The organism is Rhizobium oryziradicis (genome assembly GCF_001939045.1).
GTDB classification, from domain to species: Bacteria; Pseudomonadota; Alphaproteobacteria; order Rhizobiales; family Rhizobiaceae; genus Allorhizobium; species Allorhizobium oryziradicis.
This window is the reverse complement of record NZ_MKIM01000027.1, coordinates 357,054-382,859: the sequence shown is the minus strand read 5'-3', so window position 1 is coordinate 382,859 and position 25,806 is coordinate 357,054. Positions and strand designations below refer to the sequence as shown.

Sequence of the window (25,806 nt, the reverse complement as noted above, 5' to 3'; positions counted from 1 at the left end):
ATAGAACTTTGAACAGCAGAAAGCCCGTTACCTGCAAAACAAAGTGGCCTGCAAAACAGAGTGAATTGCAAAACGAGCGTTACCAGCGCAACAGCCGCCGCCCCGCCAAAAAGCCGATGACGGTCACCAGCGAAATCGCCAGAACATACCATGTGGCCACAAACAGCGGGCTATCATCCGGGCAATGCCAGGCATAAAGGGCGGCCGCAATGCCGCTGGCCGCAAGGCCCGCTGCGGCTCCTGCCAAGCCGGGATTTTCAGGAGCACCGCTTTGCAGTGCCTTCAAAAAGCCAGCCAGCGGCACAATTGACAAAACCGGGATGAAAAACACGCAAAACGCGGCGTGAGAGCCAATCAGGCTGGGTGCCCAAAGCCCCTCGGGCAGCACGGTCAGTTCGATTGCAACGGCCGCCACCAGCAAAAGCAGCGGCATCAGCAGGCACAGCACTAACGGACGAAGGCCGAGATCGGGCTTGCCAATGCGAAACACAAGGCAGCTTGCCGTCAACGCCAGAAGAAAGGTCTCAACGATTTTAAAGGCCACCCGCGCCGTTTCCACAGCACTTTCCAGATTATGCCGCAACCCCACGGTGGAGATCAACAAAAGACCAGACACAACAACGCCCACCACAAGCGCCCACGCCATCCGCTTGCTCAACGAGAAGCGCACCGGGGCATCCTGTGCCAAAAGGCTGATCAGCTCATCTGTCTTCATTGTGCTTCACTCCGATACATCGCCGCCAGGGCCTTGAGCGCCCTGTGCAGCGCCACCCGCACAGATCCTTCGCTCATCTTCAGTCTTTCCGCTGTTTCCCGAACGCCAGCACCATTCAAAGAGATGGAGCGGACAATATCCCGCTGCGGGTCTTTCAACCGCTCCAGCAGAGCTTCCGTATCCATTCGCTCGGTGGCATCGGTTTGCTCGTCTGCTTCCAGCGTTGCAATCACATCTTCAATCGGCACATGCACGTGGCGACCGCGCTTGCGCAAACTGTCAATCAGCTTGTTGCGCACAATCACCGTCAACCACGGACCAATGGGCCGTTTGGGATCCCATGTGCCGCGCTTGAGGTGAATGGCCAGCAGCACTTCCTGCACCACATCTTCCGCATCGCCCTTTGGCGCGCCAAACTGATCACAGCGTCGCCTTGCCATGGCGCGCAAATGTGGCGTTACGGACATCAGGAAACGATGATAGGCGCGGCTATCGCCTGCAATGGCCGCGCGCATCCATTTTGCCCATTCATCTTCGCGTTCTGACTGCTTCACCACGCATCCTATACGTTGGCTGGGGGGATTTGTTACAGATGGTCTGCAATTCTATCAAAAAAACGCATTCGCATGCCGCTTCATAATATTTGCACAGATTCGATAAAAAATTTCTCCCGCTCTGTAACATTCCCCAAAGCGCATCCGTAGCCTCTCATGTCAGCCAATCATGGCAACCATCTGAGGAGACCACCATGAACACTTCTATCAAAGCTCTTGCTCTCGCCACCTCGCTTGCATCTGCCCTCGCCACTGTGTCTGTGCCTGCTGCCAATGCCGCCGACATGACTGGTAAAGAAAAATGCTATGGCGTTGCCATGAAGGGCCAGAATGATTGTGCCGCTGGCAAGCACGACTGCGCTGGCAAATCCACCATGGATTACGACAAGTCTTCGTTCAAGCTGGTGCCAACCGGCTCTTGCGTCTCAATGAAGACGCCACACGGCCATGGCATGTTGAAGTCCATGTAACGCTTAAGCCCAACACGGAGACGATCCATGACGAAAAACCACGCCCTTCTTGCTGCCTCGCTCGGTGCCGCCCTGGCACTGGTTGGCACGCTGCCAGCACAAGCCGCTGACACGAAAGAAAAATGCTACGGCATTGCCATGAAAGGCCAGAACGATTGCGCCGCAGGCCCTGGCACCACCTGTGCCGGAACCTCCAAGATCGACTATCAGCAGAATGCATGGAAGTTGGTGCCTGCGGGCTCTTGCGAAACCATGAAGACGCCGAACGGTCATGGCTCGCTCACCCAAGGCCCCGCCCCGGCCTAAAGCCACAGAAAACAGAGTGGCGGAACGCCTTCCGCCACTCTGTTTTCGAAAAACATCAGACAACGCCCGCAACATAAGGTGTAAGACACCATGAAACCAAGCCAGCTTCCCAAACGTGCAGGCGTCGGCTTCAAGCCGGAGCATTTTCGCAGCATCATTGATGCGCCGCAGCCGCCAAAGCATCGGACCGAAAAGCGGGAACCGGTTTTCGGAACAATCCGATGCGAAAACAAAAATCCAGAGCATCGTGCCGATTCCGATTTCTTGCACGATGCTCTGGGCTTTTTCGAGGTCCATGCCGAAAACTATATGGGGGCCGGTGGCCCGCCGCACGCACAGCTCTCCAAACTGCGGGAGGATTATGCGCTCTCCGTTCACGGTGTAGGCCTCTCCATTGGCTCCATGCAGCCGCTGGATCAAGACCACCTCGCCCGCCTGAAAACCCTGTGTGATCGCTATGAGCCGGAAAGCTTTTCCGAGCACTTGGCGTGGTCCTCGCACGACACGGTGTTTCTCAACGATCTTCTGCCCCTGCCCTATACGCCAGAAACGCTGAACCATGTGGCCAACCACATTGATCAGGTGCAAAACACCTTAAAGCGGCAAATGCTGCTGGAGAACCCGGCCACCTACATCACCTTCACCGAGAGCACGCTGGAAGAAGTGGACTTTCTGACTGAGCTGGTGGCGCGCACCGGCTGTGGGCTGCTGCTGGACGTCAACAATGTGTTTGTCGCCTCCACCAATCATCAGCTCGATCCGCGCATCTATCTGGCACGGTTTCCGCTGACACATGTGCGCGAAATTCACCTGAGCGGCCACAGTGAAACCAAAGATGATCACGGCGCACCTTTGTTGATCGACAGCCACGACACGCCGGTGAAAGACCCGGTCTGGACACTTTACGAAGAGGTTTTGGCGCGCACCGGCCCGGTTGCCACCCTGATTGAGTGGGACAATGACGTGCCAGATTGGCCAACGTTGCGCCTTGAAGCGCAATGCGCTCAGGTGCTTCTCAACCAAGCGGCTCAAAGCCGGGCTGCGTGAGGTTGCCATGTCCCACACCACCCAAAACAACTTCGCCGCCGCCCTGAACGACATCTCCCTGCCCGTGCCAGATGGCGTGGCGGCATGGAATAGCGCAGCACCTGAACGCCGATTTAAAGTCTATCGCAACAATGTCTCCGCCAGCCTGCGCGGCGCGTTGGCATCACGCTTTCCAGCCAGTGAGGCCATTGTGGGCAAAGACTTTTTTGCCGCCATGGCGCAGGCGCTCATTGAGGCTCATCCGCCACGCTCACCCTTGCTGCTCAACTATGGCGATGATTTTCCCGATTTTGTCGCGGGCTTTGAACCCGCCAAAGAACTCAGCTATCTGCCAGACGTGATGCGGCTGGAGGCGGCCCGCAGCCGCGCCTACCACGCTGCCGATCAGGCCCCGCTGGACCCCGGCTCTCTTGCCGCCATTGCCCCGGAGACATTGGCGAATGTGCGCTTTTCACCCCATTCATCTTTTGCCGTCATCCGCTCCATCCACCCGGTTGTGACCATCTGGGCCATGAATGCCGGCGAAGCGGAACTCTGCCCGATTGATGACTGGCAGGGCGAAGACGCGCTGGTCTTGCGTCCGCAGATGACGGTCGAGGTGCATCGCCTTCCCCCCGGCGGTGCAGGTTTTCTGCTGGCGCTGGCACAAGGCACCTCCCTTGGCGAGGCTGTCGATATCGCCATGGCCGAGACAGAGGCGTTCGATCTCACCGCCAATCTCACCGGCGCGCTGCAAAGCGGTGCCTTTGCCACCATTCGATAAGGAGACGTGTCATGCAGTCGCTCTCACTGGCCAACCGTTTCACCGGCCTTTTCAGCCACATTCCGCTTGATCTGGTCTCGCTGATTGCCCGCCTGTCGATCGCGGGTACCTTCTGGCGCTCCGGCCAAACCAAAGTCGATGGCTTTCACGTCACCGACACCGCCATTTATCTCTTTGAAAATGAGTATAAAATACCGCTGGTAGATCCTTGGCTTGCTGCCCATTTGGCCGCCATTGCCGAGCATTTGTTTCCCATTCTACTGGTCATTGGCCTTGCCAGCCGCCTATCCGCCCTTGCTCTCTTGGGCATGACGCTGGTGATCGAAATCTTCGTCTACCCCGATGCATGGCCCACCCACGGCACATGGGCCGCCTGCCTTTTGATCATTATGGCCCACGGTCCGGGCATTCTCTCAATCGATCACCTGCTATGGAAACAATCAAATTGATAAAACAACAGGCAAAGCGTACCGGTTTATGGCGCAACTGACCTTGCACGCCTCCCAAAAATCTGTTGTTCCAGCACGGTAAATTTCCCATGCTGGACCACGTCATGCATAAAGACTTTTCTCTACAAAGCCTGCTTATGGGCCTGCTGGTTGCTTTCGTGGGCTTTGCCAGCTCGTTTGCCATTGTGCTGCAAGGATTGAAAGGTGTGGGGGCCACCGACATGCAGGCGGCAGCCGGCTTGATGGCACTGTCCGTTGCCATGGGTGTCTGCGGCATTTTGGTGAGCCTGAAAACAAAAATGCCAATTTCGGTGGCGTGGTCCACGCCGGGAGCAGCCCTTTTGATCAACACCGGCGCGCCTGAAGGCGGGTTTTCCGCAGCCGTCGGTGCATTTTTGGTCTGTGCATTGCTGATCATCATCGCGGGCTTGTTCAAACCGCTTGGCAAAGCAATTGCCACCATTCCCTCTTCACTGGCCAACGCATTGCTGTCAGGCATCATCATTGGCCTGTGCTTTGCGCCTTTTCAGGCCATTTCCTTCAATCCCCTGTTTGGACTGCCCATCCTGCTCACCTGGGCCATTGTCGGCGCATTCAACCGTCTTTTTGCGGTGCCCGCAGCCCTTGCGGCCTTTGTTCTGGTGTTGATTTTTGGTGTCCATGTGCCCGAGTCGGCCTTTGCCAATCTGGGTGCATCACTTGCGCCACCCGTCGGTTTCGTGATGCCGCACTTCACCTTGGCCGCCGTGATTTCCATCTCGCTGCCGCTGTTTATTGTCACCATGGCCTCGCAAAATATTCCCGGCATTGCGATCTTGAAGGTTTATGATTATCGCCCGGCCCCCGGCCCGCTTTTCGCAGTGACCGGCCTGTTTTCAGCCCTCGTCGCCCCGTTTGGTGGCAGCTCCATTTGCCTTGCAGCCGTCACCGCCGCCATGGCCGCTGGCAAAGATGCCCACACGGATGAAAGCCGCCGCTATTGGGCCGCCATCATTGCGGGCATCGCCTATATTGTGCTTGGGCTTTTAACCGGCGTTGTCACCGCCTTTGTGGCACTCGCGCCCGAAATTTTGATCAAATCTGTTGCAGGCCTTGCGCTGATCAGTGCTTTTTCCGGCTCTGCTTTCGCAGCGTTCAAAGAGCCGGAAAGCCGCAATGCAGCCGCCATCACCTTTCTTGTGACCGCATCGGGCATTTCATTTTTGGGCATTTCGGGTGCATTTTGGGGGCTTGTTGGCGGCATTGCCATGCTGGGCCTTAACAAGCTCACCGTAAAATTTGCAAAATGAAAAAAGCCCCCTTGCCAGCACAAAAACGCCTGCGTATAAATTTCGCCATGAACAGATCGGGCTTTTCCATGATGAAGACTGCGGACCGGGGCAATTTCAGCCACGTCGCCTCTTCGCGCGCCCTATCCTCGCTTCTTCTTCTCGACCTTATCCGCGGTTGCCGGGTCCATTGAGGAGCGCCCGGCGGCCGGGTTCGCCGCATGTGGCGATTGCTCCTCACCAAATCCATTTTTTTGAAGATTGACCCTTGAATGGGCCGAATTTGTCATTCGCAATCCGCGATACAGCCGCTATAAGCCGGGCATATTCGGGATGAGAAGAGAAGAACCATGGTAAAGTCCAATACCGCTCCAAAAGGCATGCCAGACGCCAGCGAGAAATATCGCCCCTACCCGCAGATCAATATTCCTGATCGCACCTGGCCATCCAAAACCATCACCAAGGCCCCTATCTGGTGCTCTGTGGACTTGCGCGATGGCAATCAATCGCTGGTCAACCCCATGGGCCACGACCGCAAGGCCCGCATGTTCCAGCTGTTGCTGGAAATGGGTTTCAAGGAAATCGAAATCGGCTTTCCGTCTGCATCCCAAACCGATTTTGACTTTGCCCGCTGGTGTGTAGAACAAGGCAATGTGCCCGATGATGTGTCCTTGCAGGTGCTGGTGCAATGCCGCCCCGAGCTGATCACCCGCACGTTTGAGGCCTTGGAAGGCGCGAACAAGCCGATCATCCACTTCTACAATTCGACATCAGAGTTGCAGCGCCGCGTGGTGTTTGGCAAGGATGTGCATGGCATCAAGCAGATTGCCGTGGATGCCGCCAAGATGATTATTGACATGGCCACCAAGGCAGGCGGTGGCTATCGCTTTGAATATTCACCCGAAAGTTTTACAGGCACCGAGCTGGACGTGGCCTTGGACATTTGCAACGCCGTGATTGCCGAGATCAAGCCCACCCCCGACAACAAGTTGATCTTGAACCTGCCCTCGACCGTGGAAATGGCAACGCCCAACATCTACGCCGACCAGATCGAGTGGATGTGCCGCAACATCGACAACCGCGAAAACGTCATCATCTCGCTGCACCCGCACAACGACCGTGGCACCGGCATTGCCGCCACCGAACTGGCCTTGATGGCCGGTGCTGATCGCGTCGAAGGCACATTGTTTGGCAATGGCGAGCGCACCGGCAATGTCGATGTCGTCACCATGGCGCTGAACATGTACACGCAAGGCATTGATCCAGAACTGGATTGCTCGCAGATTGAGCGCATCAAGGCTGTCTATGAATATTCCAACGAGATGACCATTCCCGAGCGCCATCCTTATGTCGGCGAGCTGGTTTACACCGCCTTTTCCGGCTCCCATCAGGACGCGATCAACAAGGGCATGAAGGCCATCAAGAAGGCCAATTCATCCCTGTGGGAAGTGCCCTATCTGCCGATCGATCCGCAGGACGTGGGCCGCTCTTACGAGGCCATCATCCGCATCAACTCGCAATCGGGCAAGGGCGGCATCGCCTATATTCTGCAAGAGGATTACGGCATCAACCTGCCGCGCAATTTGCAGGTAGAATTCCGCGAGGAAATTCAGCGCATTACCGATGAAGAAGGCGTAGAATTGCCCGCCAAACGCATCTACGACAGCTTTATTGAACATTACGTTGATCAACCCAAAGCCCGCCTGAAATTCATCGATCACCACACCTACCCCGACACAGCCGTGAAGGGCCTGCGCGTGGTGGCCGCTGAAATCACCGACGGCGGTGAGACCAAGCGGATCGAAGGCAAAGGCACCGGCCCCATCGACGGTTTTGTCGATGCGCTCTCAACCTACCTCGGCTTCGATATCTCGGTGCAGGACTATTCTGAGCACTCCCTGCAACACGGCTCCAACGCCGCCGCCATCGCCTATGTCGAACTGAACCACCCCGGAGGCAAACTGTTTGGCGCAGGGATCAACAAAAACATCGTGACCGCCTCGCTGGAAGCGATTATTTCGGCGGCCAACCGGGTGTTGGAACTGCGGGCGAAGTAAAGGCTTGAGCAACGAGGCGGTTTTCTCACTGTTTTTCGCCGTCGTAACTCCCTTCACGAGTCATCCTCGGGCTATACCCGAGGATCCAAACCGCAAATGCTGCGGATTGTGGCCATGGATCCTCGCCTCAAGGGCGAGGATGACGCAAGGGAAACTCGCGTGTCCACCACCTATCAACATTCGTTGTTTCTATCACCAAACGCCCCAATCACGATTCATCCTCGGACCAGCCCCGAAGATCCAAACCGCAAATGTTGCCGCTTGTGGCTTTGGATCCTCGCCTCAAGGGCGAGGATGACGCAGGGGAAACTCGCGTGCCCACCACCTATCAACATTCGTTGTGGCTATCACCAAACGCCCCAACCACGAGGCATCTTCGGGCCTGACCCGAGGATCCACGCCACAAATGCTGCGTCACATTAATTCAGAATAGAGGTCACGCCAGTCTGGATTAAACGCCTCAATCAAATCAATTTTCCATTGACGATACCATCGCTTTAGAGACTTCTCACGCTGGATAGCAGATCCTATTTCGTAATGTTCCTCGTACCATACCAGCTGTCTCAGATCGTATCTGGTAGTAAACCCTCCCGTTATCGCCTCTCGGTGCTCATAAACACGGCGCGCAAGATCAGACGTTACACCAATGTACAGTGTTCCATGCTTATGATTGGTCATGATGTAAACAAATCCCGCCATGCGGGAAATGTGACCGGAATTTTGCCCTCTCGCAAGTCTTGGAAAAGCGGATCGGAAATAATCTTCGGCATCATTCAGTCCCACAGGTTGGAAAGACTAAATGTTGCCGCCTGTGGCTCTGGATCCTCGCCTCAAGGGCGAGGATGACGCGGAGGAAGCTGTCGACCCACAAATCACCCACGAAAATTAGCAATGCCGCTCAACAAACAATCAAGACGCGAGTCATCCTCGGGCTTGACCCGAGGATCCAAACAACAAACGCTGTGGCCCATGATTATAGGTCTTCGCCTCAACGGCCATGATAACCGGCTTAAAGAGAACTCATCAACGACATTGCTTTCAACCTCTCCACACTCACGGACATAATCAGAGTTTTTGCACTAACCCCACCCGTTAGCTCAGTGTCTTCGGTTCCAGTCTCTACAAACCCATGTTTTTGATAAAAGCTTATAGCGGATGAACTGGTCGGCAACGCACGAATTTCGATGTCTGATGACGTGGCGATTTCAGATGCCACACCCTTGAGCAGAAGTGACCCCAACCCCTGCCGTTGACAGCTCGGATGCACATACATGCCCCAGAGATAAGCTACAGTGCCACGCTCGACCACAATAGCGCTGGCCCGAATGTCCTGACCGTCTGCCATGCAATAACCCAACTCACCAAAGCCCGGCAACATAGACGCGGTTCCGTTTTGCGCCAAATCCTTAAGGCTACTGTCCAAAGCAGCCAGCCCCAGACTTGGGCCATAGGTTGCGGTCCATGTGTCTCGCCACAGGGCGACCAACCCCTGATGATCATCCGAGGTTATCGGCCTAAACTGTGTCGGCTTCAAATATCTTACCCCTCGAAGTAAATTTATCTTTTTGACGATAAAGTGCGCGCAAAAAAATCAACCTGCAATTCAAGCTCTCGGTTGCGGCCGGGGCCAAAGGTATGGCCTTCATAATCGAAAAAATGAGCCTCCGGTGGACGACCCGCCTCTTCCATTCTGGCCACCAACCGCTTTGCGGCAGTGACATCCCAGAGTTCATCTTCCATGCCATGGGCAATAAAAATCGGATTGGGATAGCGTTCTGGATGCAATAGCATTCTCGGAAGCGTCCGTTCGTGACTGCCACGCCACGACCAAGCCGGGCGGGTTTCACCGCCCTCATAACCACCTTTGCGGTAATTCTCGACGATATAGGCACCCCAAATCTGCTCAGGGACAGAATGCGCCGCAATGGCATCGGGAAGCGCCGCAGCACCGTCCTCGGCTAACAATTGACCAAGCAGCAACGCCAGCTCTGCGCCTCTGGATACACCAAAAAGCCCAACCCCGCAGCCAAAAGGCTGCATTTGCTGTTTCATGGATAAGAGCGCTGCCTCAATACATTCCAGCGCCACATCATGAATATCGGGCGACGTCATATATTCATCGTTTTCAGTATAATGTTGGGCCATGGCAGCAAATCCATGGGCTGCAAATAAGGCACAATGCACATGGTTAAAGCCTATCGAACCACCCTCTGAACCATGTAAGCACACAATGCCACCTCTCGGCGACTTATCTCCCGGCCAAAATATAATTGCATCTGTGTCGGAATACGTCTGGCGAATAGCGATAGACAAATAATATATCCCAAGATCCGTGTTAGAATACGACAGCTTTATTATAGCTCCTTTACAATTCCACGACAGTCAAATCACGTTCACGACATTGACAATACATCCCTGTCACGTCCCACAAAACGTCCTTGCCACCCTCTCCTCCACTGTCGGTGGCAGCCGTAAGTCTGCCTTCGCATCCACCTCGTCAAACGGCCGCTCCAATGCCTTCGTCAGTCGCTCGAAATACGAATAATCATCATAGATGGCCGCCGCAATTGCCTCTTCAATCCGGTGGTTGCGGGGGATAAGCGCCGGGTTGGTGGCGTGTATAGTGGCCTCAGTTTGGCGGGCGTCGCGGCCTGTGCCGAGGCGGGATTGCCAGCGGGGGAGCCATTGGGCAAGCTCATCCGGCAAGAGGTTGAGTGTGCTGGGGTTCGCCCCGCCTGCAACATAGCCAAGTCTGCGGAAAGTGACGGTAAAATCGGCCTCGGATTCGTGCATTAGTGCCAGAAAATCATTGACCAGCGCCAGATCGTCCTCATCCTCGCCTATGATTCCGAATTTTGCGCGGAAATTCGTCAGCCAATGGCGCTGAAAGGTCTCGCCAAAACGCACCAAGGCAGCATTGGCGTCTTCCACCGCCCTCTCCTCAGGCCCTTCAAACAGCGGCAGCAGGCATTCGGCCAGTCTCGCCATGTTCCATTGGCCGATGCCGGGTTGGTTGGCATAGGCATAGCGGCCGCGCTGGTCGATGGAGGAGAATTTCTTTTTCGGATCATACTCATCCAGAAAAGCGCAGGGGCCGAAATCGATGGTTTCGCCAGACACCGTAACGTTATCGGTATTCATCACCCCATGAATAAAGCCCACTGCCATCCAGCGGGCAATCAATGAGGCCTGGGCATCGATGATGGCGTTCAAAAGCGCCAGATAGGGGTTATCCGCTCCTGTCAGCGCGGGATAATGCCGCGCAATCACGTAATCGGCCAGCGTCCGCAGGCCTTGTGTGTCGCCACGGGCTGCGAAAAACTGAAAGGTGCCGACCCGGATGTGGCTTGCCGCCACGCGGGTAAACACGGCCCCCGGCAAGGGTGTTTCGCGCCGCACCGCCTGGCCGGTGGCAACTGCTGCCAGCGCGCGGGTGGTGGGAATGCCAAGCGCAAACATGGCTTCAGAGACAATATATTCGCGCAGCACCGGGCCAAGAGCGGCGCGGCCATCGCCATTTCGGGAAAAGGGTGTTGGCCCGCCACCTTTCAGCTGAATATCGCGCCGTTTCCCGGATTGATCGACCACTTCGCCCAGCAAGATTGCCCGGCCATCACCCAATTGTGGATTAAACCCGCCAAATTGATGCCCGGCATAGGCCATGGCCAGCGGGCTTGCGCCTTCAGGCACACGATTGCCAGAGAAAATCTCGGCCAAACTGCTTTCGTCCTCGCTATTGAGTTCGATTCCCAGCTCTTTCGCCAGTGCCGCATTGTAACGGATCAGCTTTGGCCTTGCCGCAGGCGCTGGCAAAACGGAGGCGTGAAAATGGCCAGGCAGGCGGGCGTAGGAATTATCGAAAGGGAACATCGTCAATCTCCGAGGGCGGCAATCCCTTCTTATGTGGGTTTTTTCCGCAGGGAAGCAAGAAGAACCATGACCCCCGGTAAATTCCCCATGGACAGACGAAAAGCCCTTAACGTAAACTGATCCCTGACATAAGAAGGAAACCGGCGGGACCGAATCCCGGACGCCAGGTTGACCAATTTGAGGGACTTATCATGTTCAAACGTTTATCCATCACCGCTGCCATTCTTGCGGCGGCAACAGCACCTGCTTTTGCCCACCTGAACCCGGCCGAACATGGCTCGATCATGGCGGGTATTTCCCATCCGCTCACGGGTCCGGACCATATCATGGCCATGGTGGCCGTTGGCCTATGGGCATCACAGCAGGGTGGCAAGGCGCTTTATGCCGTGCCTGCCGCCTTTGTGGGCACCATGGCTATTGGCTTTTTGCTGGCGCTGGCCGGCGTGCATCTGCCCTTCGTTGAGCCTGCCATTCTGGCATCTGTCATGGGCCTTGGCCTGCTGGTGGCAACGGCTGTTCGCATGCCTGCGGCTGGTGCCTCTGCCGTGGTGGCGCTGTTTGCGCTGTTTCATGGTTATGCCCACGGCACCGAGCTTGCCGGTGCGGGCGCGCTGGAATTTGGCCTCGGCTTCATGATTGCAACGGCATTCTTGCATGCTGTTGGCGTTGGCCTTGGCGTGGCACTCAATGGCTTTGGCCCCAAGGTCACGCGCCTGCTCGGCGTTGCCACCGCCGTTGGCGGCGCAGCTTTGATGCTCGGCTGATCAAACCATCCATTAAAAGAAGAACGGCGGGCGAAATCCCGCCGTTTTTTTATGGATGCCGCACGAGATTACACATTTGTAATTCAAAATGGCATGGAAGCGCCACGATTGGCGCTCTACATCTTTTTTAGGAATCGTCCTTGGAGAATGGACCATGTCACCGGAAGAACGCCAATTACTGACCCAATTGTTTGATCGCCTTGCCCAGGCCAGCTCAAACCCGCGTGACAGCGAGGCCGAGAGCCTGATTGCCGCTGAGCTGCAACGACAGCCTCACGCCGCCTATTATATGGCGCAAGCGGTGATTATTCAGGAAAAAGGCCTCGAAGCCGCAACCGCCAAGATCCGTGACCTTGAAGACCATGTGCAGGAACTGGAAAGCCACATTGGCCAATCCAACACGCCCGCACAACAGGGCAGTTTTCTCGGCGGCCTCAGCTCGATTTTCGGCAGTAGTAACGCAACACCGCAGCCCGCAAGCGGACCATGGGGCCGAAGCCCGCAAGCCGCGCCGCAAGCTGGCCGCCTCTATGACAATTATGCGCAAAACACCGGTTCCCCGCAAACAAGCACGCTGCAGGCCGCACCCTTCCAACAGCAGGCAGCCCCCTCTGCCGGTGGTGGCTTTTTGCGCGGAGCCTTGACCACAGCCGCAGGCGTTGCCGGTGGCGTTCTGATGGCTGATGCCGTGCGCGATATTTTCACCACCCATGGCGGCGGCTTTGGCAATATGCTGGGCATGGGCGGCGGCATGGCTGGCATGGGTGCTGCTCCCGTTGAAGAAACTATCATCAACAACAATACCTACAACATCACCGAACCCAATAGTGACGCTGGCAACAACTCTAATGACACTAGCGATACCGGCTATCAGCAGGCTGACTACGACAATAATGACGATGGCGGCTATGATGACAGCGGCGATTTTGGCGGCGATGACAGCATGAATGCCTGACAGGCACAGCCTCTTTAACAAAAGAGCGCCGGATGAACCGGCGCTCTTTTGCATCTTGACCCTCTGTCTTATCCGCGTCCGCGATAGGTCGGCACGCCTTGGTCTGGCAACCACACGCCCTTTGGCGCTTCGCCAGTTTGCCAGAACACATCAATCGGAATGCCGCCGCGCGGATACCAATAAGCACCAATGCGCAGCCATTTCGGGTTCAAAAGCTCCACCAGGCGCTTGGCGATATAGACCGAGCAATCCTCGTGAAACGCGCCGTGATTGCGGAACGAGAACAGGAAGAGTTTGAGCGATTTTGACTCCACCAGAAACTCGCCTGGAACATAATCAATGACGATATGGGCAAAATCCGGCTGGCCGGTCATCGGGCACAGCGAGGTAAATTCAGGCGCGGTAAAGCGCACCACATAATCGGTTCCGGCATTGCCATTGGGCACGCGCTCCATCACCGCCGTTTCAGGGCTGGTGGGGGCGTCTACTTGTTGGCCCAGCTGCGACAGGCCGGAAACATCGGTCTTGCTCATATACTTACTCCTTCAACCTTGACATCCACGCCATGGGCCACTTCGTCTTCCGGCTCCACATGGATTGTCACGCGCGCACCCGGCTGCACCGCCTTTATCGCAGCTTCCAGCTTATCGCAAATCTCATGGGCTTTCGATACCGTCATATCAGCGGGCACCACCAGATCAAAACCCACAAAGGTGGCAGCGCCAGCGCGGCGGGTGCGCAAATAATGCGCGCCAAGCGAGCCGGTGGCATGATCAGCAATCGCTTTTTTAATGGCGGCTTCCTCGTTGGGTTCAACCGCCTTATCCATCAAACCATCCACCGAATGGGTAATGACCTTAAAGCCCTGATAGATAATATTGCAGGCCACCAGAATCGCCATGATCGGATCCAGAATGGCGTAGCCGGTGATCACCACCAGCACAAGGCCAACCAGAACACCAACCGATGTCACCACATCCGACATGATATGCTGACCATCGGCGGTCAGCGCTGGGGAGCGGTGGCGCTTGCCAACCCTTATCAAAATCGTTGCCCAAACCGCATTGATCGCGCCAGCGGCAAAATTAATGGCAAGGCCCAGCGCGGGCGCATCCAGCATGGCGGGTGCTTCCAGCGCGGCAATTGCTTCTTTCATAATCAGCACAGCGGCGACAACAATCAGCACGCCTTCAATAACAGCCGAGATATATTCGGCCTTGTGATGCCCATAAGGATGATCATCATCGGCAGGCTTTTGCGCATAGCCAATCACGAAATAGGCAATGAAAGCCGCCACCACATTGACGGTGGATTCCAGCCCGTCAGACAAAAGCGCCACCGAGCCCGTGACCCACCAGGCCAGCATTTTCAAACCAAGCACGCCAATGGCCAGCGGAATACCCCAAAAGGCCAAGGTCTTTACCAATGGATTGCTATCAGACATGCGTGACCTCATTGCATTTGCGAACCAATTGCAGAAACTGGCCCCTTAAGACGGCAAAACCGCCCAAGCCTGACAAGGCCGGACGGTTTATGATGCGCGTGGTATCGTAGAATTTTGCTAACGTGTCAAACCAAAGCGACACATAATCCAAAGCGTTGTTAATGAATGGTAGATATTGCTAAATTACCACAACCAGCAATGCAAAGAGATTAAAAGATAATCGCCATCTTGATCAGGTCGATGTAATGCCCATCAATGAGCACAGCATCCCGCGCTACACCTTCACGCTGAAAGCCAACCTTCTCATAAAGACGAGCCGCGCGCGTATTATCCGCATGAACATCCAGATCGACCCGGTGCAGGCCCATCGCTCTGGCAGCATCGAGTGTTGTCGTGATCAGACGCTTACCAAGACCTTGTTCACGATAACCATCAACAATGCCCATGCCCAATGTGCCGCGATGAGATTGTGTCTCACGGGTGCCGCGCTGGATATCGCACCAGCCAACAACCTTGTCTCCCACCAGCGCGACAAATTGTGGATTGCCCTTCTCTAAAAGGCCCATCACGAAGTCCTTGGTGGCCTCCAGCGGCGGAGCCTCAAGCAAGCTCAAATACCGTCGCTCACGCGATACGCTATCGAGAGCTTCCCGGAAGCTCTCGATAAATTCAGGCCGCATAGGCTCGATGACGATCTCGCTCACGCCGCCTTCACCTTGGCTCGCTTTGCCAGCTTTTCCACCACGTTTTCAATCATCCGCATCCCGGCATCGCCGCCGAGTGTCATGATCGATTCCGGGTGGAATTGCACGGCAGCCACTGGCTCTTTGGTGTGCTCAATACCCATGATGGTGCCATCTTCGCTTTCCGCCGTGATGATGAAATCACGGTTCAACGTGGCTGGATCGGCAAAGATCGAGTGGTAGCGACCCACGGTCACTTCCTTGCTGAGACCCGCAAACACGGTGCCTGCCTCCAGCACGCGAATGCGCGATGGCTTGCCATGCATGGGTACCGCCAATTGGCGCAATTGCCCGCCATAGGCTTCCGCCAGAGCTTGCAAGCCAAGGCAGACGCCGAAGATGGGCAGATTGCGATCACGGGCTTTCTTGATGGTGGCCTTGCAATCGAAATCCGATGGCGAGCCGGGACCGGGTGAGAGCACCACCAGATCGGGGTTCATGCGGTCAAACACCTCATCCGCCACCGGCGAGCGCACGGTGCTGACCACTGCGCCCGTCTGGCGGAAGTAATTGGCCAGCGTGTGCACAAAGCTGTCTTCGTGATCGACCAGCAGGATTTTAATCCCCTGCCCGACGCTTGCCACATCGCGCTTGGTCTTGGCGTTGTGGCCGGTTTTTGCATCCAAAATCGCAGCAATCATCGCCGATGCCTTCAATTCGGTTTCAGCTTCTTCATCTTCGGGCACGCTGTCGTTGAGCAGCGTGGCCCCTGCCCGCACTTCGGCAATGCCATCCTTGATGCGCACGGTGCGCAGGGTCAGGCCTGTGTTCATATCACCGTTAAAGCCCACCATGCCCACGGCTCCACCATACCAGGCACGCGCGCTCTTTTCATGGTTTTCAATAAAGCGCATGGCCCACAGCTTGGGCGCACCCGTCACCGTCACCGCCCATGCATGACTCAGAAAGCCATCAAAGGCATCCATATCGTCGCGCAAACGGCCCTCAATATGGTCCACCGTGTGGATCAGGCGCGAATACATCTCAATCTGGCGGCGGCCGATGACTTTCACCGAGCCGGGTTCGCAGACGCGGGATTTGTCGTTGCGGTCCACGTCCGAGCACATGGTCAGCTCAGACTCTTCCTTCTTCGAATTCAACAGCTTGAGGATCTGTTCGCTATCAGCAATCGGGTCGTCACCGCGCTTGATGGTGCCCGAAATCGGGCAGGTCTCAATCCGCCGACCATTGACGCGCACGAACATTTCCGGCGAGGCCCCGACCAGATATTCCTGATGGCCAAGGTTGATGAAGAAAGAATAGGGCGACGGGTTGATCTCTTTCAACCGCTTGGAAATTTCGGAAGGCTTGCTGTCGCAGCGCTCCATGAATTTCTGGCCCGGTACCACTTCAAACAGGTCGCCCTTGCGGAAGCTTTCCTTGGCTTTCACCACCAGCTTGGCGTATTCGCCGGGATTGTGGTCGCAGCGCGGTGGAATGCGATCGGTTTTCTGGAACGGCTCTGGCGCAATGTCCTGTGCCTTGCCTTCCGTGGTCACGCCATCCTTTTCAAAGTCGTAGCGATCAATCCACGCCTTGGCCGAATAGTGGTCCACCACCAGAATTTCATCGGGCAAGAACAGCACCATGTCGCGCTGATCGTCCGGGCGGTTCAGCTTCATGTCGATGGCATCGAACTGGAAGGTCAGGTCATAGCCAAAGGCACCAAACAGGCCAATGCTGCTATCCTCGGCGGAATAAAACAGATCGGTAATGGCGCGCAGCACCGTAAACACCGTGGGGGCCTTGGAGCGCTCTTCCTCGGTAAACACCCGGTCCGGCTGGTTGACGGTCAGATCCAGCCGCGTCTGCGTCTGTGCACCCAAGGTCAGGTCCTTCGCGCTCGCCAGCTTTTCAGCGATGAAAGACAGCAGCACTTCACCACGGCCATTATAGGCCTCGATCCATACGATGCGCCCACGGCAGGAAACGCCCAAAGGTGGATCGACAATGGCGGTGTCCCAGCGGGTGTAGCGACCCGGATATTCATAATTGGAAGAGAACACCGCGCCTCGGCGCTCATCAAGCTTTTCAACATAGCTTGAGACCGCATCGGCATAGGGTGTGGCGCGGCGACTGCGCGTGACCCGGATACCGCCCCGAGTCTGATAAATCTCGCCGTCCTCATTTCGAACAATGCTTACCATCTTGCAGTCTCTCCTCAATCAAGACCCGATTGTGAGGGGCTTGAACACAAAAAAGCCGCCTCAGGAACTCCGGGCGGCTTTGTGGTCAATCGTCTTTAGACATGACTGGTCAAGGCCGCGTTTAGCGTACCCACCACCAAGCATTCATGGACAAAACGATCTTCATGGCAAATTCATAGCCTGAGCCGAACCAATGCGCAAGGGATTTGCAAAAGGCTTTTTACGACAAACCCACTGCAACAGCATTAAATCGATGTCTGGGCAACAAAATGGCCTGCCGCGCGTTACAGCCACATTGACAACAATGGATTTGGCCGCATGAACCGCACGATTTTGATGATGGGCATGAGCCTCTTATACCTTACGGGTGCCTCCCTTCCGCCAACAGGGCCGTTGCCAGATCAAAAGCCGGACCAAGCCCAGCCGGGTAACAAGGTCCAGCCGGAAAGCACAAGCCCTGACAAAAAGAAGCCGGATCAAAAGAGCGAGGACAAGGATGCGACTTCAAACGGCGCCGCACTGCCTGATCCGGCAAAAGTTCCAACACCCTTGCCATCACCCACTGACAGCCCGGCTGGTGAAAAACCGGCTGACGACAAGGTGCCCGAGCAAAAAACATCAGAGCCAGCCGAAGCGCCTCCGCCACCCATCATGACGGAAGATCCTGCGGCCTATAGCCAATGTCTCAAGGATCTGACCGCAGCAGGCGTAACCTTTGTTGAAAAAACCCGCATTGACGATGGTGATGGCTGTGGCATTGATAAGCCGGTGGAAGTCAGCAGTATTTTGCCCGGTGTGACGCTCTCTCCCAAAGCCACATTGCGCTGTGAGGCCGCGCTGGAACTCTCCAAATGGGTACAAACGGCAGTCCTTCCTGCCGCAGAACAGGCCCTGCCGGACAAAGGCAAGCTCACCTCGGTCAATCAGGCATCCAGCTATATCTGCCGGAAGCGCAACAGCCAGTCCACCGGCAAAATTTCGGAGCATGCGCGCGGCAACGCCATTGATATTGCAGCGCTGAGTTTTGAGAAAGGCAAAGTGGATATGACCATTGCCGAAGAGAAAAATCCGACCATGAGTGGGGCGTTTCAACGCACGCTCAATGCATCGGCCTGCCTGTATTTTACCACCGTTCTGGCTCCCGGCAGCGACGAAACCCACATGGATCACATGCATCTGGACCTGATCAGGCGCAACAATGATGCACGTTTTTGCCGCGATCCAAAGGAGTGAAAAAGGCGGCACACCCTGCCGCCCATCTCGCTCACATATTTTCAATCGGCACAGATGGCTTAAAACAGCCCTTCAATCATGCCATCCTGGCGAAGCCGGATGCTCTCAGCCGCAGGCACGCGTGGCAGGCCGGGCATGGTCATGATATCGCCGGTCACAGCCACAACAAAACCGGCACCGGCCGAAAGGCGCACCTCGCGCACATGCACCTTATGGTTTTCAGGCGCACCGAGGGCTGCCGGATCGGTGGAGAAAGAATATTGGGTTTTGGCAATGCAGACCGGCAAAGCGCCATAGCCCATGGCCTCAAATTGCGCCAATTGCTCGGCAGCCGTACGATCCACAGTCACCATTGATGCGCGATAGATGCCTTTTGCCACTGCCTCTATCTTCTCCAAAAGCGGCATGTCATCGGGATAGAGTGGCTGAAAATCAGCGATGCCACTGTCGGCGAGAGCTGCCACTTTCTGCGCCAGTTCTTCAATACCGGCACCGCCTTCGGCCCAGTGGCGGCACAGGATAGCCTCGACACCCAACTCTTTGGCAAAGGCTTGCACAGCCGCCACCTCTTGCGGGGTATCACTGGTGAAATGATTGATGGCCACAATCACCGGCACACCAAACTTGCGAATATTTTCCACATGGCGACCCAGATTGACAGCGCCACGCACCACGGCGGCAACATTTTCCTGCGCCAGATCGCTTTTGGCGATGCCACCGTTCATTTTCAGCGCCCGCACGGTGGCAACGACCACAGCGGCCGCCGGCTTGAGGCCCGCTTTGCGACATTTGATGTTGAAAAATTTCTCAGCACCAAGATCGGCACCAAAGCCCGCTTCTGTCACCACATAATCTGCGAGCTTCAAGGCTGCCTTGGTGGCAACAACCGAGTTGCAGCCATGGGCAATATTGGCAAAAGGGCCGCCATGCACCAGCGCCGGATTGTTCTCCAGCGTCTGCACCAAATTCGGCTGCATCGCATCTTTCAGCAGCACCGCCATGGCCCCATCGGCCTTGATATCGCGCGCAAACACCGGGCTTTTATCGCGGCGATAGCCAACGACAATGCCACCCAAGCGCGTCTCGAGATCGGCCGGATCACTGGCCAGGCACAAAATGGCCATGACTTCGGAGGCCACCGTAATATCAAAACCGGTTTCGCGGGGAAAACCATTGCGCGCGCCGCCAAGAGCACCCACCATCTGGCGCAAGGCGCGGTCGTTCATATCAACCACGCGCCGCCACGTCACACGGCGCGTATCAATATCCTCGTCATTGCCCCAATAGATATGATTATCAATCATCGCGGCCAGCAGATTATGGGCCGAGGTGATGGCATGGAAATCGCCGGTAAAATGCAGATTAATGTCTTCCATCGGCACCACCTGCGCGTGGCCGCCGCCTGCCGCACCACCCTTGATGCCAAAGCATGGTCCCAGCGATGGCTCGCGCACGCACACTAGGGCGCGCCGGCCGATGCGGTTAAGGCCGTCGACCAGACCCACCGTGGTCGTGGTCTTGCCCTCGCCTGCAGGTGTCGGATTGATGGCCGTGACCAAAATCAACCGACCATCCGGCCGATCTCTCAACGACGCGAGAAAGGAAGCGCTGATCTTCGCTTTATCGTGTCCATACGGAACGAGATTTTCATAGCCGATACCAAGTTTTGTGCCAATTTCATGGATCGGCAATTTGCTGGCCGCTCTGGCGATTTCAATATCAGACATCAGCGTTCTACCCTTTGTTTGCCATTGCCAGGTTTGCCATTGCCAGCGCCGCGACCAATCCGTATATCATCGTCTCCCGCAGGCCTGCTCCAGCCACCGTCTGCGCACCATGGATGACGCGCTGCGGCCGACCCTACAAGAAACATCATCAGCCTCACAACCGCATTCGATATGCCACGATCACTCCGTCGGCAATGCACGGCGCTATAATCGAAGCGCACCCCTTCAACAACTCTCTATCCATGGAAAAAGCCGCAAAACACACGGTTTCAACCACAACACGCATGGGACACCACACCAGGCAACCCGGCATAATTCACCCTTAAAATTACAGGGGATTACCAAAAAGTCCTATTTCATCACTTTTGATCATTTGTTACTGCATCACTCCTTGGATCGGAATCGATTTAAGGTGAAAATCATGCAGCAAATATAAAGTGCTTCTTCGGGCCTTTATGCGCCATATATGGTAAGAAGCGCTGTAAAAGGTAGAAAACTGTGAACCGGGCGTGCACCAGCAGCTTTTAGCAATTCTTGTTTCGACGACAGTCGTTAAAGTTGTTACGAATATGATAATTTACAATTTTATGTCGACATCTCACCATTAACTAAATAAGTATACCAAAAAATGATTTACCCCTTACACTTGCTTTCAGGGGGGGCAAATTTTTGGTATTGTTGTTTTTTAACTCATAAAGTCAGTTGCTCATCGATGATAGCTGCTCCACGTCAAGCTCTGTTAAGTACCGAGATTTCCGCTGTGACCCATCGCAGCCAATGCTTGGCAGTGATCAAAAACATTGTGCACGCCTTTGGCCTGTCGCACGGCACGATTTTTGTGGCACCAACGCCTGCCGATGTGCATGCGGCTCCGCTCGTTCTGGAATCAACTTTGCCGATCGAATTCATTCAAGAGTATGATCGCCACCAGATGGTTCGGCACTGTCCAATGATCACAAAATTTGCCAGTTCGATTCGCCCACACACCTGGAATTTGATGGCCAGTTCTCACGAGAGCGATGAGCTTGAATGGTTGCCGATGACGCGCGATCTGATGTTGCGCTTCGGCCTGATTGTTGGCATTTTCTTCGTCTTCAATGCTCAGGACCACCGCAAATATTACATGCGTTTCGAAGGAGACAGGCCGCCCGTATCCCGCAGTGAATTGAATGAGCTCAACATGATCGCCATGGAGCTGTTTGACCGATACAACAGCCTGTTGCGGGCCGAAATGAGCACAATCAACGCGCTCTCGGCAAGAGAGCTTGAAGTGGTGCGCTGGACCGCGCAGGGAAAAACCTCTGTCGAGATTGGCGGAATTTTGACCCTCTCCGACCACACAATAAATGCTTACATGACCACGGCCATGAAAAAGCTGGATTGCGTGAATCGTACACAATTGGTAGCCAAAGCCATCAGGCTAAAATTGATCCAGTAAACGGATTGGTTCGGCAATGCCATGACGGGAGAGATGAGTTTGGCTTGGCGCTTTGACGAGTCGGTTGCGCAACCGATGCAGGATTTACACGCGATAGGCATGAGTGAAACCGATGTCACAACATTGATTGAGGCATTTCTTGTCTGTGGTTTTTGGCGTGTCGCGCTGGACGATGGCTTGTTTTACTTCACCGAACATACATTCAAAATTTTTGAGATGGAGCCTCACACCGGCCCGATCAATTTTACGTCGCTGTTGCAGGCCATCCATCCCGATGACCAGACAATGATGCTGGATACGTTTCAGGTCAGTATGGAAACCAGACAGACCTACCACTGTATCTATCGGTTGATCACCAAAAAAAAATCGGTGAAATGGGTTCGCAGTGTTGGCTTTCATCAGATCAATGCCGAAGGCACGCCCGAAGTGCGCGGCATGACCCACGAGCTGTTTCAGCACGTTTCCTCCGCAGCCTTTATGGTGCCCCCCAAGTGCGCGCCATCTGAAGATCCAAAACCGACCGAATGATCGCGACAGGGCAGTGCTGGAGCTTTGGCCCGAAAAGCGGGACCTGGTTTCGGACCAAATCCGTCGAGTAACAACATGCCAAAACGCCCCGGACCGACAGGCCACGAGGCGCTTTAGCTCATGAGTGGGTTGATGCGGGACCGATCCGTTATCGCTCCAGCACGCCGCGCAATTCAACCATGTTGGCGCGCACACGCAAGATGTAAAAGCCCATTGTGGAGAGATGGTTGGGCATGAAGATGCCGTCTTCGCTGCCGTTGGAGATAATCATCGGCTGAATGCGCAGGGCCGCGGCCATCTGCTTTTCCATTTCGGCCCAGATTGCCGTGAGATTGCGCTCGCGGATCACATCCGCAAAATCGGCACTGGCCGCCTGAAAGATGGCATATTGCGCATAAAGCTGGCCGTAAGCGAACCAGAAGCGGTCGTCGGCGCGCATATCAAACCAGCCGGCATTGTGCTCCTCTGAGCGGCGACGCAAAATATCCGATGTGTTGCCCAGATCGTTGGCAGAGCGATCCAGCAATTGAACCAGATTGTCGGCGCGCGCATCAAACACGGCCTTGCAGGTTTCGAGGTCCGAGTTGAACTTGCGCCAGCTTTTGATGGCCGCACGATAATAGCCCGGCGACGGGGTTTTAAAACCAAAAGGACTGAGGCCAAAATACCAGGTGCTCTCGTCGAACTGAATGTTGCCGCGGGCATCCTGCAAGTCGGTATTGATGCCGGATGTGCCGCGCACGCGGCCAAGGTTATCAGCAAGTTCAATGGCCACGCGCCGTGCCACCTGGTTCACACCGCGCTGGAAAGAGGCCTTGTTATCAAAGAACGGCGTATCATCCCAGTCGAGACCAAAGAACCCGAGCTTGTACAGCAAAGTGGAGGACACCCAGTCATTCTGATTGACATTGCCATCGGTCAGATCGGCAACCGTTGCAACAATGCCCGAATTTTGACAGGTTCCCGGCTTGTCTGGCAGCGATTGGCCAGCGGCAACCTTACGATCGGCAAAGCCATAAGCCTTGGCAAATTCAGGATCAAAGCCGTTCCAGACCTGCGTGCGCCACAAGAATTGCCCGTAGGCGGCAACCAACACCAACACCAGCAAAGCGACCACAGCACGAAAGATCAGGCTGCGCTTGCCAGCCGTCGAATGACGCGCCCGGAAAGGCCATGATACGGCGATATAGAAGAGCCCGGCACTTCGACGCAGTGCAGACCACAAGCCCATAAATGTTCGCTTCACCGCATCCAGCATCCGTCTTGCCTCCTGTTGTCCATCCAACAGATAGGCTCACGCCCCTGTGATAACAACAAGGATCGGCGTGATGCGTGAAATTTTATGAAACACCTGCGCACGTCTTGCGACAGTTTGACCTTAAATCTTCTGCAGAAAAGTTTGTCGTTACGAAAAAGCCGGGGACCGCTTTCCCCTGACAAACTCAAGCGCCGTTAAACAGCTCATCCCAATGCAACCGGCAAAAAGACACGTATTTCTCGTTGCCGCCAACATCAATCTGCGCCCCTTCTCGAATCACCGCGCCATTGGCGTCAAAGCGGGCATTCATGGTGGCCTTGCGACCACAGTGACAAATGGTGCGGATCTCGCGCAATTCATCGGCAATGCCGAGCAGCAATTCGGAAGCCGGAAAGAGATTGCCCTGAAAATCGGTGCGCAAACCATAGGTCATCACCGGAATATGCAGCCGGTCTGCAATGCGGGCCAATTGCCAGACATGGGGTGCCGACAAAAAATTGGCCTCATCCACAAACACGCAGGCTATGGGGTCATCGGCATGCATGGCGGCAACGGTCTCAAACAGATTGGTGTCAGCCTCAAACGTATGCGCATCGCTGGAAAGGCCAATGCGGGACCCGACTTTGCCGCGGCCTGCGCGATCATCCAGCGCCGCCACAAAAATAACCGTGCGCATGCCGCGCTCCTGATAGTTATAGGAGGCTTGCAACAGCATGGTGGATTTTCCCGCGTTCATCGCGGCATAATTAAAATAGAGCTTGGCCATGGCTATCTTTTGCCCCGTCACACCCTGCGTGAAAAGCCAGCCATTGCGATAACCACAGTTTTTCGCGTAAAACGCAGCCTGCGTTATTTTGAAGTCGAAATCGATTTGACGTAAAAATGATGTGTCCGCGATAAAGCGCTACAGCGAAGCTTTCTGCGCCCTATGTGGCTCTCAGTGCTGTAGCAGACATAAAATATGTCAAAATGTCGCAAATGGCCCCTATCCACCGGCGTGAACACGAAGGCTTGCCTCATCGGTTTATGTATTGATAATGCCGGGAACATAAAAAAGGGATGATAATATGCAAATTACGAAGTCCGTTAAGATCGCCCTCGCTTTGACTGGTTGCCTGACTGCCTTTGGCCAGACCGCCTTTGCTGCAGAAGCAGCAAGCTGTGGCACCGTGCGTATTTCCGATGTCGGCTGGACCGACCTCGCCTCCACCAATGCCTCCTTCGTTGCCGTGCTGGAAGCACTCGGCTACAAGGCAGACGTCAAGACACTTGGTGTGCCTGTCACCTACTCCTCCATGAAAAACAAGGAGATCGACGTTTTCCTTGGCAACTGGATGCCTGCCCAGAAAGGCGCGATCGAGCAATATCTCAACGACAAGTCGATTGAAAGCATCACCGCCAATCTTGAAGGCGCAAAATACACCTTGGCCACCAATGCCGCAGGCGCAAAGCTTGGCATCAAGGATTTCAAAGACATCGCTGCCCATAAGGCCGATCTGGATGGCAAGATCTATGGCATTGAGCCGGGCAATGAAGGCAATGAAATGATCAACTCCCTGATCAAGGCTGATACCTTTGGCCTGAAGGGTTTTGATGTTGTCGAATCCTCCGAGCAAGGCATGCTCAGCCAGGTGACACGCGCCGACAAGGAAAAGAAGCCTATCATCTTCCTCGCATGGGCACCGCATCCCATGAACAACGCTCACGAGATCACCTATCTCGCTGGTGGTGATGCAACAGTGTTTGGCCCCAATTACGGTGGCGCAACCGTCTACACCGTCGCACGTGGCGGCTACACAACCGATTGTCCAAACATCGGCAAGCTTTTGAAAAACATGACGTTCTCGCTGGACATGGAAAATGCCATCATGGGCAAAATTCTGGACGACGGCGAAGATCCTGCAAAGGCAGCCAAGGCATGGCTGAAGGCCCATCCGACCGTGGTTGAGCCTTGGCTGGCTGGCGTGACCACCAAGGACGGCAAGGATGGTCTGGCCGCGGTTAAAAAGGGGTTGGGCCTCTAAGCCTCACTGAATGATCGCATCGGGGCGACGCCAGTCGCCCCGACAT

General features: G+C 55.3%; 26 protein-coding genes. 13 read left to right on the top strand and 13 right to left on the bottom strand.

Going from position 1 to position 25,806, the window contains the following annotated elements; all coding sequences use genetic code 11:
* Window positions 1–79: 79 nt before the first annotated feature.
* The gene (locus BJF95_RS12840; RefSeq protein WP_075639839.1) at window positions 80–715 is read right to left on the bottom strand and encodes an NrsF family protein; all 636 of its coding nucleotides are present in this window, start codon (window positions 713–715) and stop codon (window positions 80–82) included.
* Window positions 712–1,269 carry a sigma-70 family RNA polymerase sigma factor gene (locus tag BJF95_RS12835; RefSeq protein ID WP_075640325.1) on the bottom strand — a complete coding sequence of 186 codons (558 nt, stop codon included), beginning with the start codon at window positions 1,267–1,269 and terminating at the stop codon, window positions 712–714. The genes BJF95_RS12840 and BJF95_RS12835 overlap by 4 nt, the downstream gene beginning before the upstream one ends.
* Window positions 1,270–1,463: 194 nt before the next feature.
* Between BJF95_RS12835 and BJF95_RS12830 the strand changes: the two genes are divergently transcribed.
* The 7 genes from BJF95_RS12830 (at window position 1,464) to leuA (ending at window position 7,629) form a co-directional block, all read left to right on the top strand.
* Window positions 1,464–1,739: a BufA1 family periplasmic bufferin-type metallophore gene (locus tag BJF95_RS12830; protein WP_075639838.1), complete on the top strand. Its 276-nt coding sequence runs from the start codon at window positions 1,464–1,466 to the stop codon at window positions 1,737–1,739.
* A gap of 27 nt (window positions 1,740–1,766) precedes the next feature.
* On the top strand, window positions 1,767–2,045 hold the full coding sequence (locus tag BJF95_RS12825; RefSeq protein ID WP_075639837.1) for a BufA1 family periplasmic bufferin-type metallophore: 279 nt from the start codon (window positions 1,767–1,769) through the stop codon (window positions 2,043–2,045).
* Window positions 2,046–2,135: 90 nt separating this feature from the next.
* Entirely contained in the window at window positions 2,136–3,092 is a 957-nt protein-coding gene (gene bufB / locus BJF95_RS12820) for an MNIO family bufferin maturase (protein ID WP_083638804.1), read from the top strand.
* 7 nt (window positions 3,093–3,099) lie between these two features.
* A complete protein-coding gene (locus BJF95_RS12815) occupies window positions 3,100–3,855 on the top strand; it encodes an HvfC/BufC N-terminal domain-containing protein (protein WP_075639836.1) in 756 nt (251 codons plus the stop codon).
* Between the two features lie 11 nt (window positions 3,856–3,866).
* Window positions 3,867–4,304 carry a DoxX family protein gene (locus tag BJF95_RS12810; RefSeq protein ID WP_075639835.1) on the top strand — a complete coding sequence of 146 codons (438 nt, stop codon included), beginning with the start codon at window positions 3,867–3,869 and terminating at the stop codon, window positions 4,302–4,304.
* A gap of 104 nt (window positions 4,305–4,408) precedes the next feature.
* On the top strand, window positions 4,409–5,593 hold the full coding sequence (locus BJF95_RS12805; protein WP_075640323.1) for a benzoate/H(+) symporter BenE family transporter: 1,185 nt from the start codon (window positions 4,409–4,411) through the stop codon (window positions 5,591–5,593).
* Between the two features lie 329 nt (window positions 5,594–5,922).
* Entirely contained in the window at window positions 5,923–7,629 is a 1,707-nt protein-coding gene (gene leuA / locus BJF95_RS12800; RefSeq protein ID WP_075639834.1) for a 2-isopropylmalate synthase, read from the top strand.
* A gap of 414 nt (window positions 7,630–8,043) precedes the next feature.
* Here the strand turns inward: leuA and BJF95_RS12795 are convergent, their stop codons facing one another.
* The 4 genes from BJF95_RS12795 to BJF95_RS12780 all read right to left on the bottom strand — a co-directional run bounded on the left by BJF95_RS12795 (window position 8,044) and on the right by BJF95_RS12780 (window position 11,499).
* Entirely contained in the window at window positions 8,044–8,328 is a 285-nt protein-coding gene (locus BJF95_RS12795) for a GIY-YIG nuclease family protein (RefSeq protein ID WP_075639833.1), read from the bottom strand.
* Between the two features lie 310 nt (window positions 8,329–8,638).
* Window positions 8,639–9,163 carry a GNAT family N-acetyltransferase gene (locus BJF95_RS12790; protein ID WP_075639832.1) on the bottom strand — a complete coding sequence of 175 codons (525 nt, stop codon included), beginning with the start codon at window positions 9,161–9,163 and terminating at the stop codon, window positions 8,639–8,641.
* Between the two features lie 23 nt (window positions 9,164–9,186).
* Window positions 9,187–9,774, bottom strand: coding sequence for an alpha/beta hydrolase family protein (locus BJF95_RS12785; protein WP_075640322.1), 588 nt, complete (start codon window positions 9,772–9,774; stop codon window positions 9,187–9,189).
* Window positions 9,775–10,047: 273 nt separating this feature from the next.
* Complete coding sequence (locus tag BJF95_RS12780) at window positions 10,048–11,499, bottom strand: protein adenylyltransferase SelO (protein WP_075639831.1); 1,452 nt, start codon at window positions 11,497–11,499, stop codon at window positions 10,048–10,050.
* A 191-nt stretch (window positions 11,500–11,690) separates the two neighbouring features.
* Here BJF95_RS12780 and BJF95_RS12775 point away from each other — a divergent pair, with 191 nt between their 5' ends.
* Together BJF95_RS12775 and BJF95_RS12770 are read left to right on the top strand one after the other, a co-directional pair.
* A complete protein-coding gene (locus tag BJF95_RS12775) occupies window positions 11,691–12,263 on the top strand; it encodes a HupE/UreJ family protein (protein ID WP_075639830.1) in 573 nt (190 codons plus the stop codon).
* 154 nt (window positions 12,264–12,417) lie between these two features.
* Window positions 12,418–13,218, top strand: coding sequence for a DUF2076 domain-containing protein (locus BJF95_RS12770; protein ID WP_075639829.1), 801 nt, complete (start codon window positions 12,418–12,420; stop codon window positions 13,216–13,218).
* A 68-nt stretch (window positions 13,219–13,286) separates the two neighbouring features.
* Here the strand turns inward: BJF95_RS12770 and queF are convergent, their stop codons facing one another.
* The 4 genes from queF to BJF95_RS12750 all read right to left on the bottom strand — a co-directional run bounded on the left by queF (window position 13,287) and on the right by BJF95_RS12750 (window position 17,552).
* Window positions 13,287–13,751 (bottom strand): preQ(1) synthase, encoded by a 465-nt coding sequence (gene queF / locus BJF95_RS12765; RefSeq protein ID WP_075639828.1) that lies wholly within the window; start codon window positions 13,749–13,751, stop codon window positions 13,287–13,289.
* Complete coding sequence (locus tag BJF95_RS12760) at window positions 13,748–14,662, bottom strand: cation diffusion facilitator family transporter (RefSeq protein ID WP_075639827.1); 915 nt, start codon at window positions 14,660–14,662, stop codon at window positions 13,748–13,750. The genes queF and BJF95_RS12760 overlap by 4 nt, the downstream gene beginning before the upstream one ends.
* Before the next feature lie 209 nt (window positions 14,663–14,871).
* Window positions 14,872–15,366, bottom strand: a complete 495-nt coding sequence (locus tag BJF95_RS12755; RefSeq protein ID WP_245297314.1) for a GNAT family N-acetyltransferase — start codon at window positions 15,364–15,366, stop codon at window positions 14,872–14,874.
* Window positions 15,363–17,552 carry an anthranilate synthase gene (locus BJF95_RS12750; protein WP_075639826.1) on the bottom strand — a complete coding sequence of 730 codons (2,190 nt, stop codon included), beginning with the start codon at window positions 17,550–17,552 and terminating at the stop codon, window positions 15,363–15,365. Before BJF95_RS12750 ends, BJF95_RS12755 begins: the two co-directional genes overlap by 4 nt.
* A 318-nt stretch (window positions 17,553–17,870) precedes the next feature.
* On the opposite strand from BJF95_RS12750, the gene BJF95_RS12745 reads away from it, so the two are divergent.
* Window positions 17,871–18,785 carry an extensin-like domain-containing protein gene (locus tag BJF95_RS12745; RefSeq protein ID WP_075639825.1) on the top strand — a complete coding sequence of 305 codons (915 nt, stop codon included), beginning with the start codon at window positions 17,871–17,873 and terminating at the stop codon, window positions 18,783–18,785.
* Window positions 18,786–18,844: 59 nt separating this feature from the next.
* On the opposite strand, the gene BJF95_RS12740 is transcribed toward BJF95_RS12745, so the two are convergent.
* Complete coding sequence (locus tag BJF95_RS12740) at window positions 18,845–20,512, bottom strand: formate--tetrahydrofolate ligase (RefSeq protein ID WP_075639824.1); 1,668 nt, start codon at window positions 20,510–20,512, stop codon at window positions 18,845–18,847.
* Between the two features lie 781 nt (window positions 20,513–21,293).
* On the opposite strand from BJF95_RS12740, the gene BJF95_RS12735 reads away from it, so the two are divergent.
* Window positions 21,294–21,950, top strand: a complete 657-nt coding sequence (locus BJF95_RS12735; protein ID WP_280950438.1) for a helix-turn-helix transcriptional regulator — start codon at window positions 21,294–21,296, stop codon at window positions 21,948–21,950.
* Window positions 21,951–22,049: 99 nt separating this feature from the next.
* Window positions 22,050–22,478: a PAS domain-containing protein gene (locus BJF95_RS12730; RefSeq protein ID WP_175577253.1), complete on the top strand. Its 429-nt coding sequence runs from the start codon at window positions 22,050–22,052 to the stop codon at window positions 22,476–22,478.
* Window positions 22,479–22,626: 148 nt separating this feature from the next.
* On the opposite strand, the gene BJF95_RS12725 is transcribed toward BJF95_RS12730, so the two are convergent.
* Both BJF95_RS12725 and BJF95_RS12720 read right to left on the bottom strand, forming a co-directional pair.
* Entirely contained in the window at window positions 22,627–23,736 is a 1,110-nt protein-coding gene (locus BJF95_RS12725; RefSeq protein WP_075639821.1) for a DUF2333 family protein, read from the bottom strand.
* A gap of 184 nt (window positions 23,737–23,920) precedes the next feature.
* On the bottom strand, window positions 23,921–24,502 hold the full coding sequence (locus tag BJF95_RS12720; RefSeq protein WP_075639820.1) for a thymidine kinase: 582 nt from the start codon (window positions 24,500–24,502) through the stop codon (window positions 23,921–23,923).
* Window positions 24,503–24,803: 301 nt separating this feature from the next.
* Between BJF95_RS12720 and choX the strand changes: the two genes are divergently transcribed.
* A complete protein-coding gene (gene choX / locus BJF95_RS12715) occupies window positions 24,804–25,760 on the top strand; it encodes a choline ABC transporter substrate-binding protein (protein ID WP_075639819.1) in 957 nt (318 codons plus the stop codon).
* The last annotated feature ends 46 nt before the right edge of the window (window positions 25,761–25,806 follow it).

What these genes read in the sequence shown, in the direction of transcription:
- BJF95_RS12815 (WP_075639836.1), top strand. Translation starts at nt 3,100, where the DNA reads ATGTCCCACACCACCCAAAACAACTTCGCCGCCGCCCTGAACGACATC.
- BJF95_RS12810 (WP_075639835.1), top strand. Translation starts at nt 3,867, where the DNA reads ATGCAGTCGCTCTCACTGGCCAACCGTTTCACCGGCCTTTTCAGCCAC.
- BJF95_RS12840 (WP_075639839.1), bottom strand. Translation starts at nt 715, where the DNA reads ATGAAGACAGATGAGCTGATCAGCCTTTTGGCACAGGATGCCCCGGTG.
- BJF95_RS12780 (WP_075639831.1), bottom strand. Translation starts at nt 11,499, where the DNA reads ATGTTCCCTTTCGATAATTCCTACGCCCGCCTGCCTGGCCATTTTCAC.
- BJF95_RS12730 (WP_175577253.1), top strand. Translation starts at nt 22,050, where the DNA reads ATGAGTGAAACCGATGTCACAACATTGATTGAGGCATTTCTTGTCTGT.
- BJF95_RS12760 (WP_075639827.1), bottom strand. Translation starts at nt 14,662, where the DNA reads ATGTCTGATAGCAATCCATTGGTAAAGACCTTGGCCTTTTGGGGTATT.
- choX (WP_075639819.1), top strand. Translation starts at nt 24,804, where the DNA reads ATGCAAATTACGAAGTCCGTTAAGATCGCCCTCGCTTTGACTGGTTGC.
- BJF95_RS12805 (WP_075640323.1), top strand. Translation starts at nt 4,409, where the DNA reads ATGCATAAAGACTTTTCTCTACAAAGCCTGCTTATGGGCCTGCTGGTT.
- queF (WP_075639828.1), bottom strand. Translation starts at nt 13,751, where the DNA reads ATGAGCAAGACCGATGTTTCCGGCCTGTCGCAGCTGGGCCAACAAGTA.
- BJF95_RS12775 (WP_075639830.1), top strand. Translation starts at nt 11,691, where the DNA reads ATGTTCAAACGTTTATCCATCACCGCTGCCATTCTTGCGGCGGCAACA.
- BJF95_RS12725 (WP_075639821.1), bottom strand. Translation starts at nt 23,736, where the DNA reads ATGCTGGATGCGGTGAAGCGAACATTTATGGGCTTGTGGTCTGCACTG.
- BJF95_RS12750 (WP_075639826.1), bottom strand. Translation starts at nt 17,552, where the DNA reads ATGGTAAGCATTGTTCGAAATGAGGACGGCGAGATTTATCAGACTCGG.
- leuA (WP_075639834.1), top strand. Translation starts at nt 5,923, where the DNA reads ATGGTAAAGTCCAATACCGCTCCAAAAGGCATGCCAGACGCCAGCGAG.
- BJF95_RS12785 (WP_075640322.1), bottom strand. Translation starts at nt 9,774, where the DNA reads ATGGCCCAACATTATACTGAAAACGATGAATATATGACGTCGCCCGAT.
- BJF95_RS12825 (WP_075639837.1), top strand. Translation starts at nt 1,767, where the DNA reads ATGACGAAAAACCACGCCCTTCTTGCTGCCTCGCTCGGTGCCGCCCTG.
- BJF95_RS12770 (WP_075639829.1), top strand. Translation starts at nt 12,418, where the DNA reads ATGTCACCGGAAGAACGCCAATTACTGACCCAATTGTTTGATCGCCTT.
- BJF95_RS12745 (WP_075639825.1), top strand. Translation starts at nt 17,871, where the DNA reads ATGAACCGCACGATTTTGATGATGGGCATGAGCCTCTTATACCTTACG.
- BJF95_RS12720 (WP_075639820.1), bottom strand. Translation starts at nt 24,502, where the DNA reads ATGGCCAAGCTCTATTTTAATTATGCCGCGATGAACGCGGGAAAATCC.
- BJF95_RS12830 (WP_075639838.1), top strand. Translation starts at nt 1,464, where the DNA reads ATGAACACTTCTATCAAAGCTCTTGCTCTCGCCACCTCGCTTGCATCT.
- bufB (WP_083638804.1), top strand. Translation starts at nt 2,136, where the DNA reads ATGAAACCAAGCCAGCTTCCCAAACGTGCAGGCGTCGGCTTCAAGCCG.
- BJF95_RS12795 (WP_075639833.1), bottom strand. Translation starts at nt 8,328, where the DNA reads ATGGCGGGATTTGTTTACATCATGACCAATCATAAGCATGGAACACTG.
- BJF95_RS12740 (WP_075639824.1), bottom strand. Translation starts at nt 20,512, where the DNA reads ATGTCTGATATTGAAATCGCCAGAGCGGCCAGCAAATTGCCGATCCAT.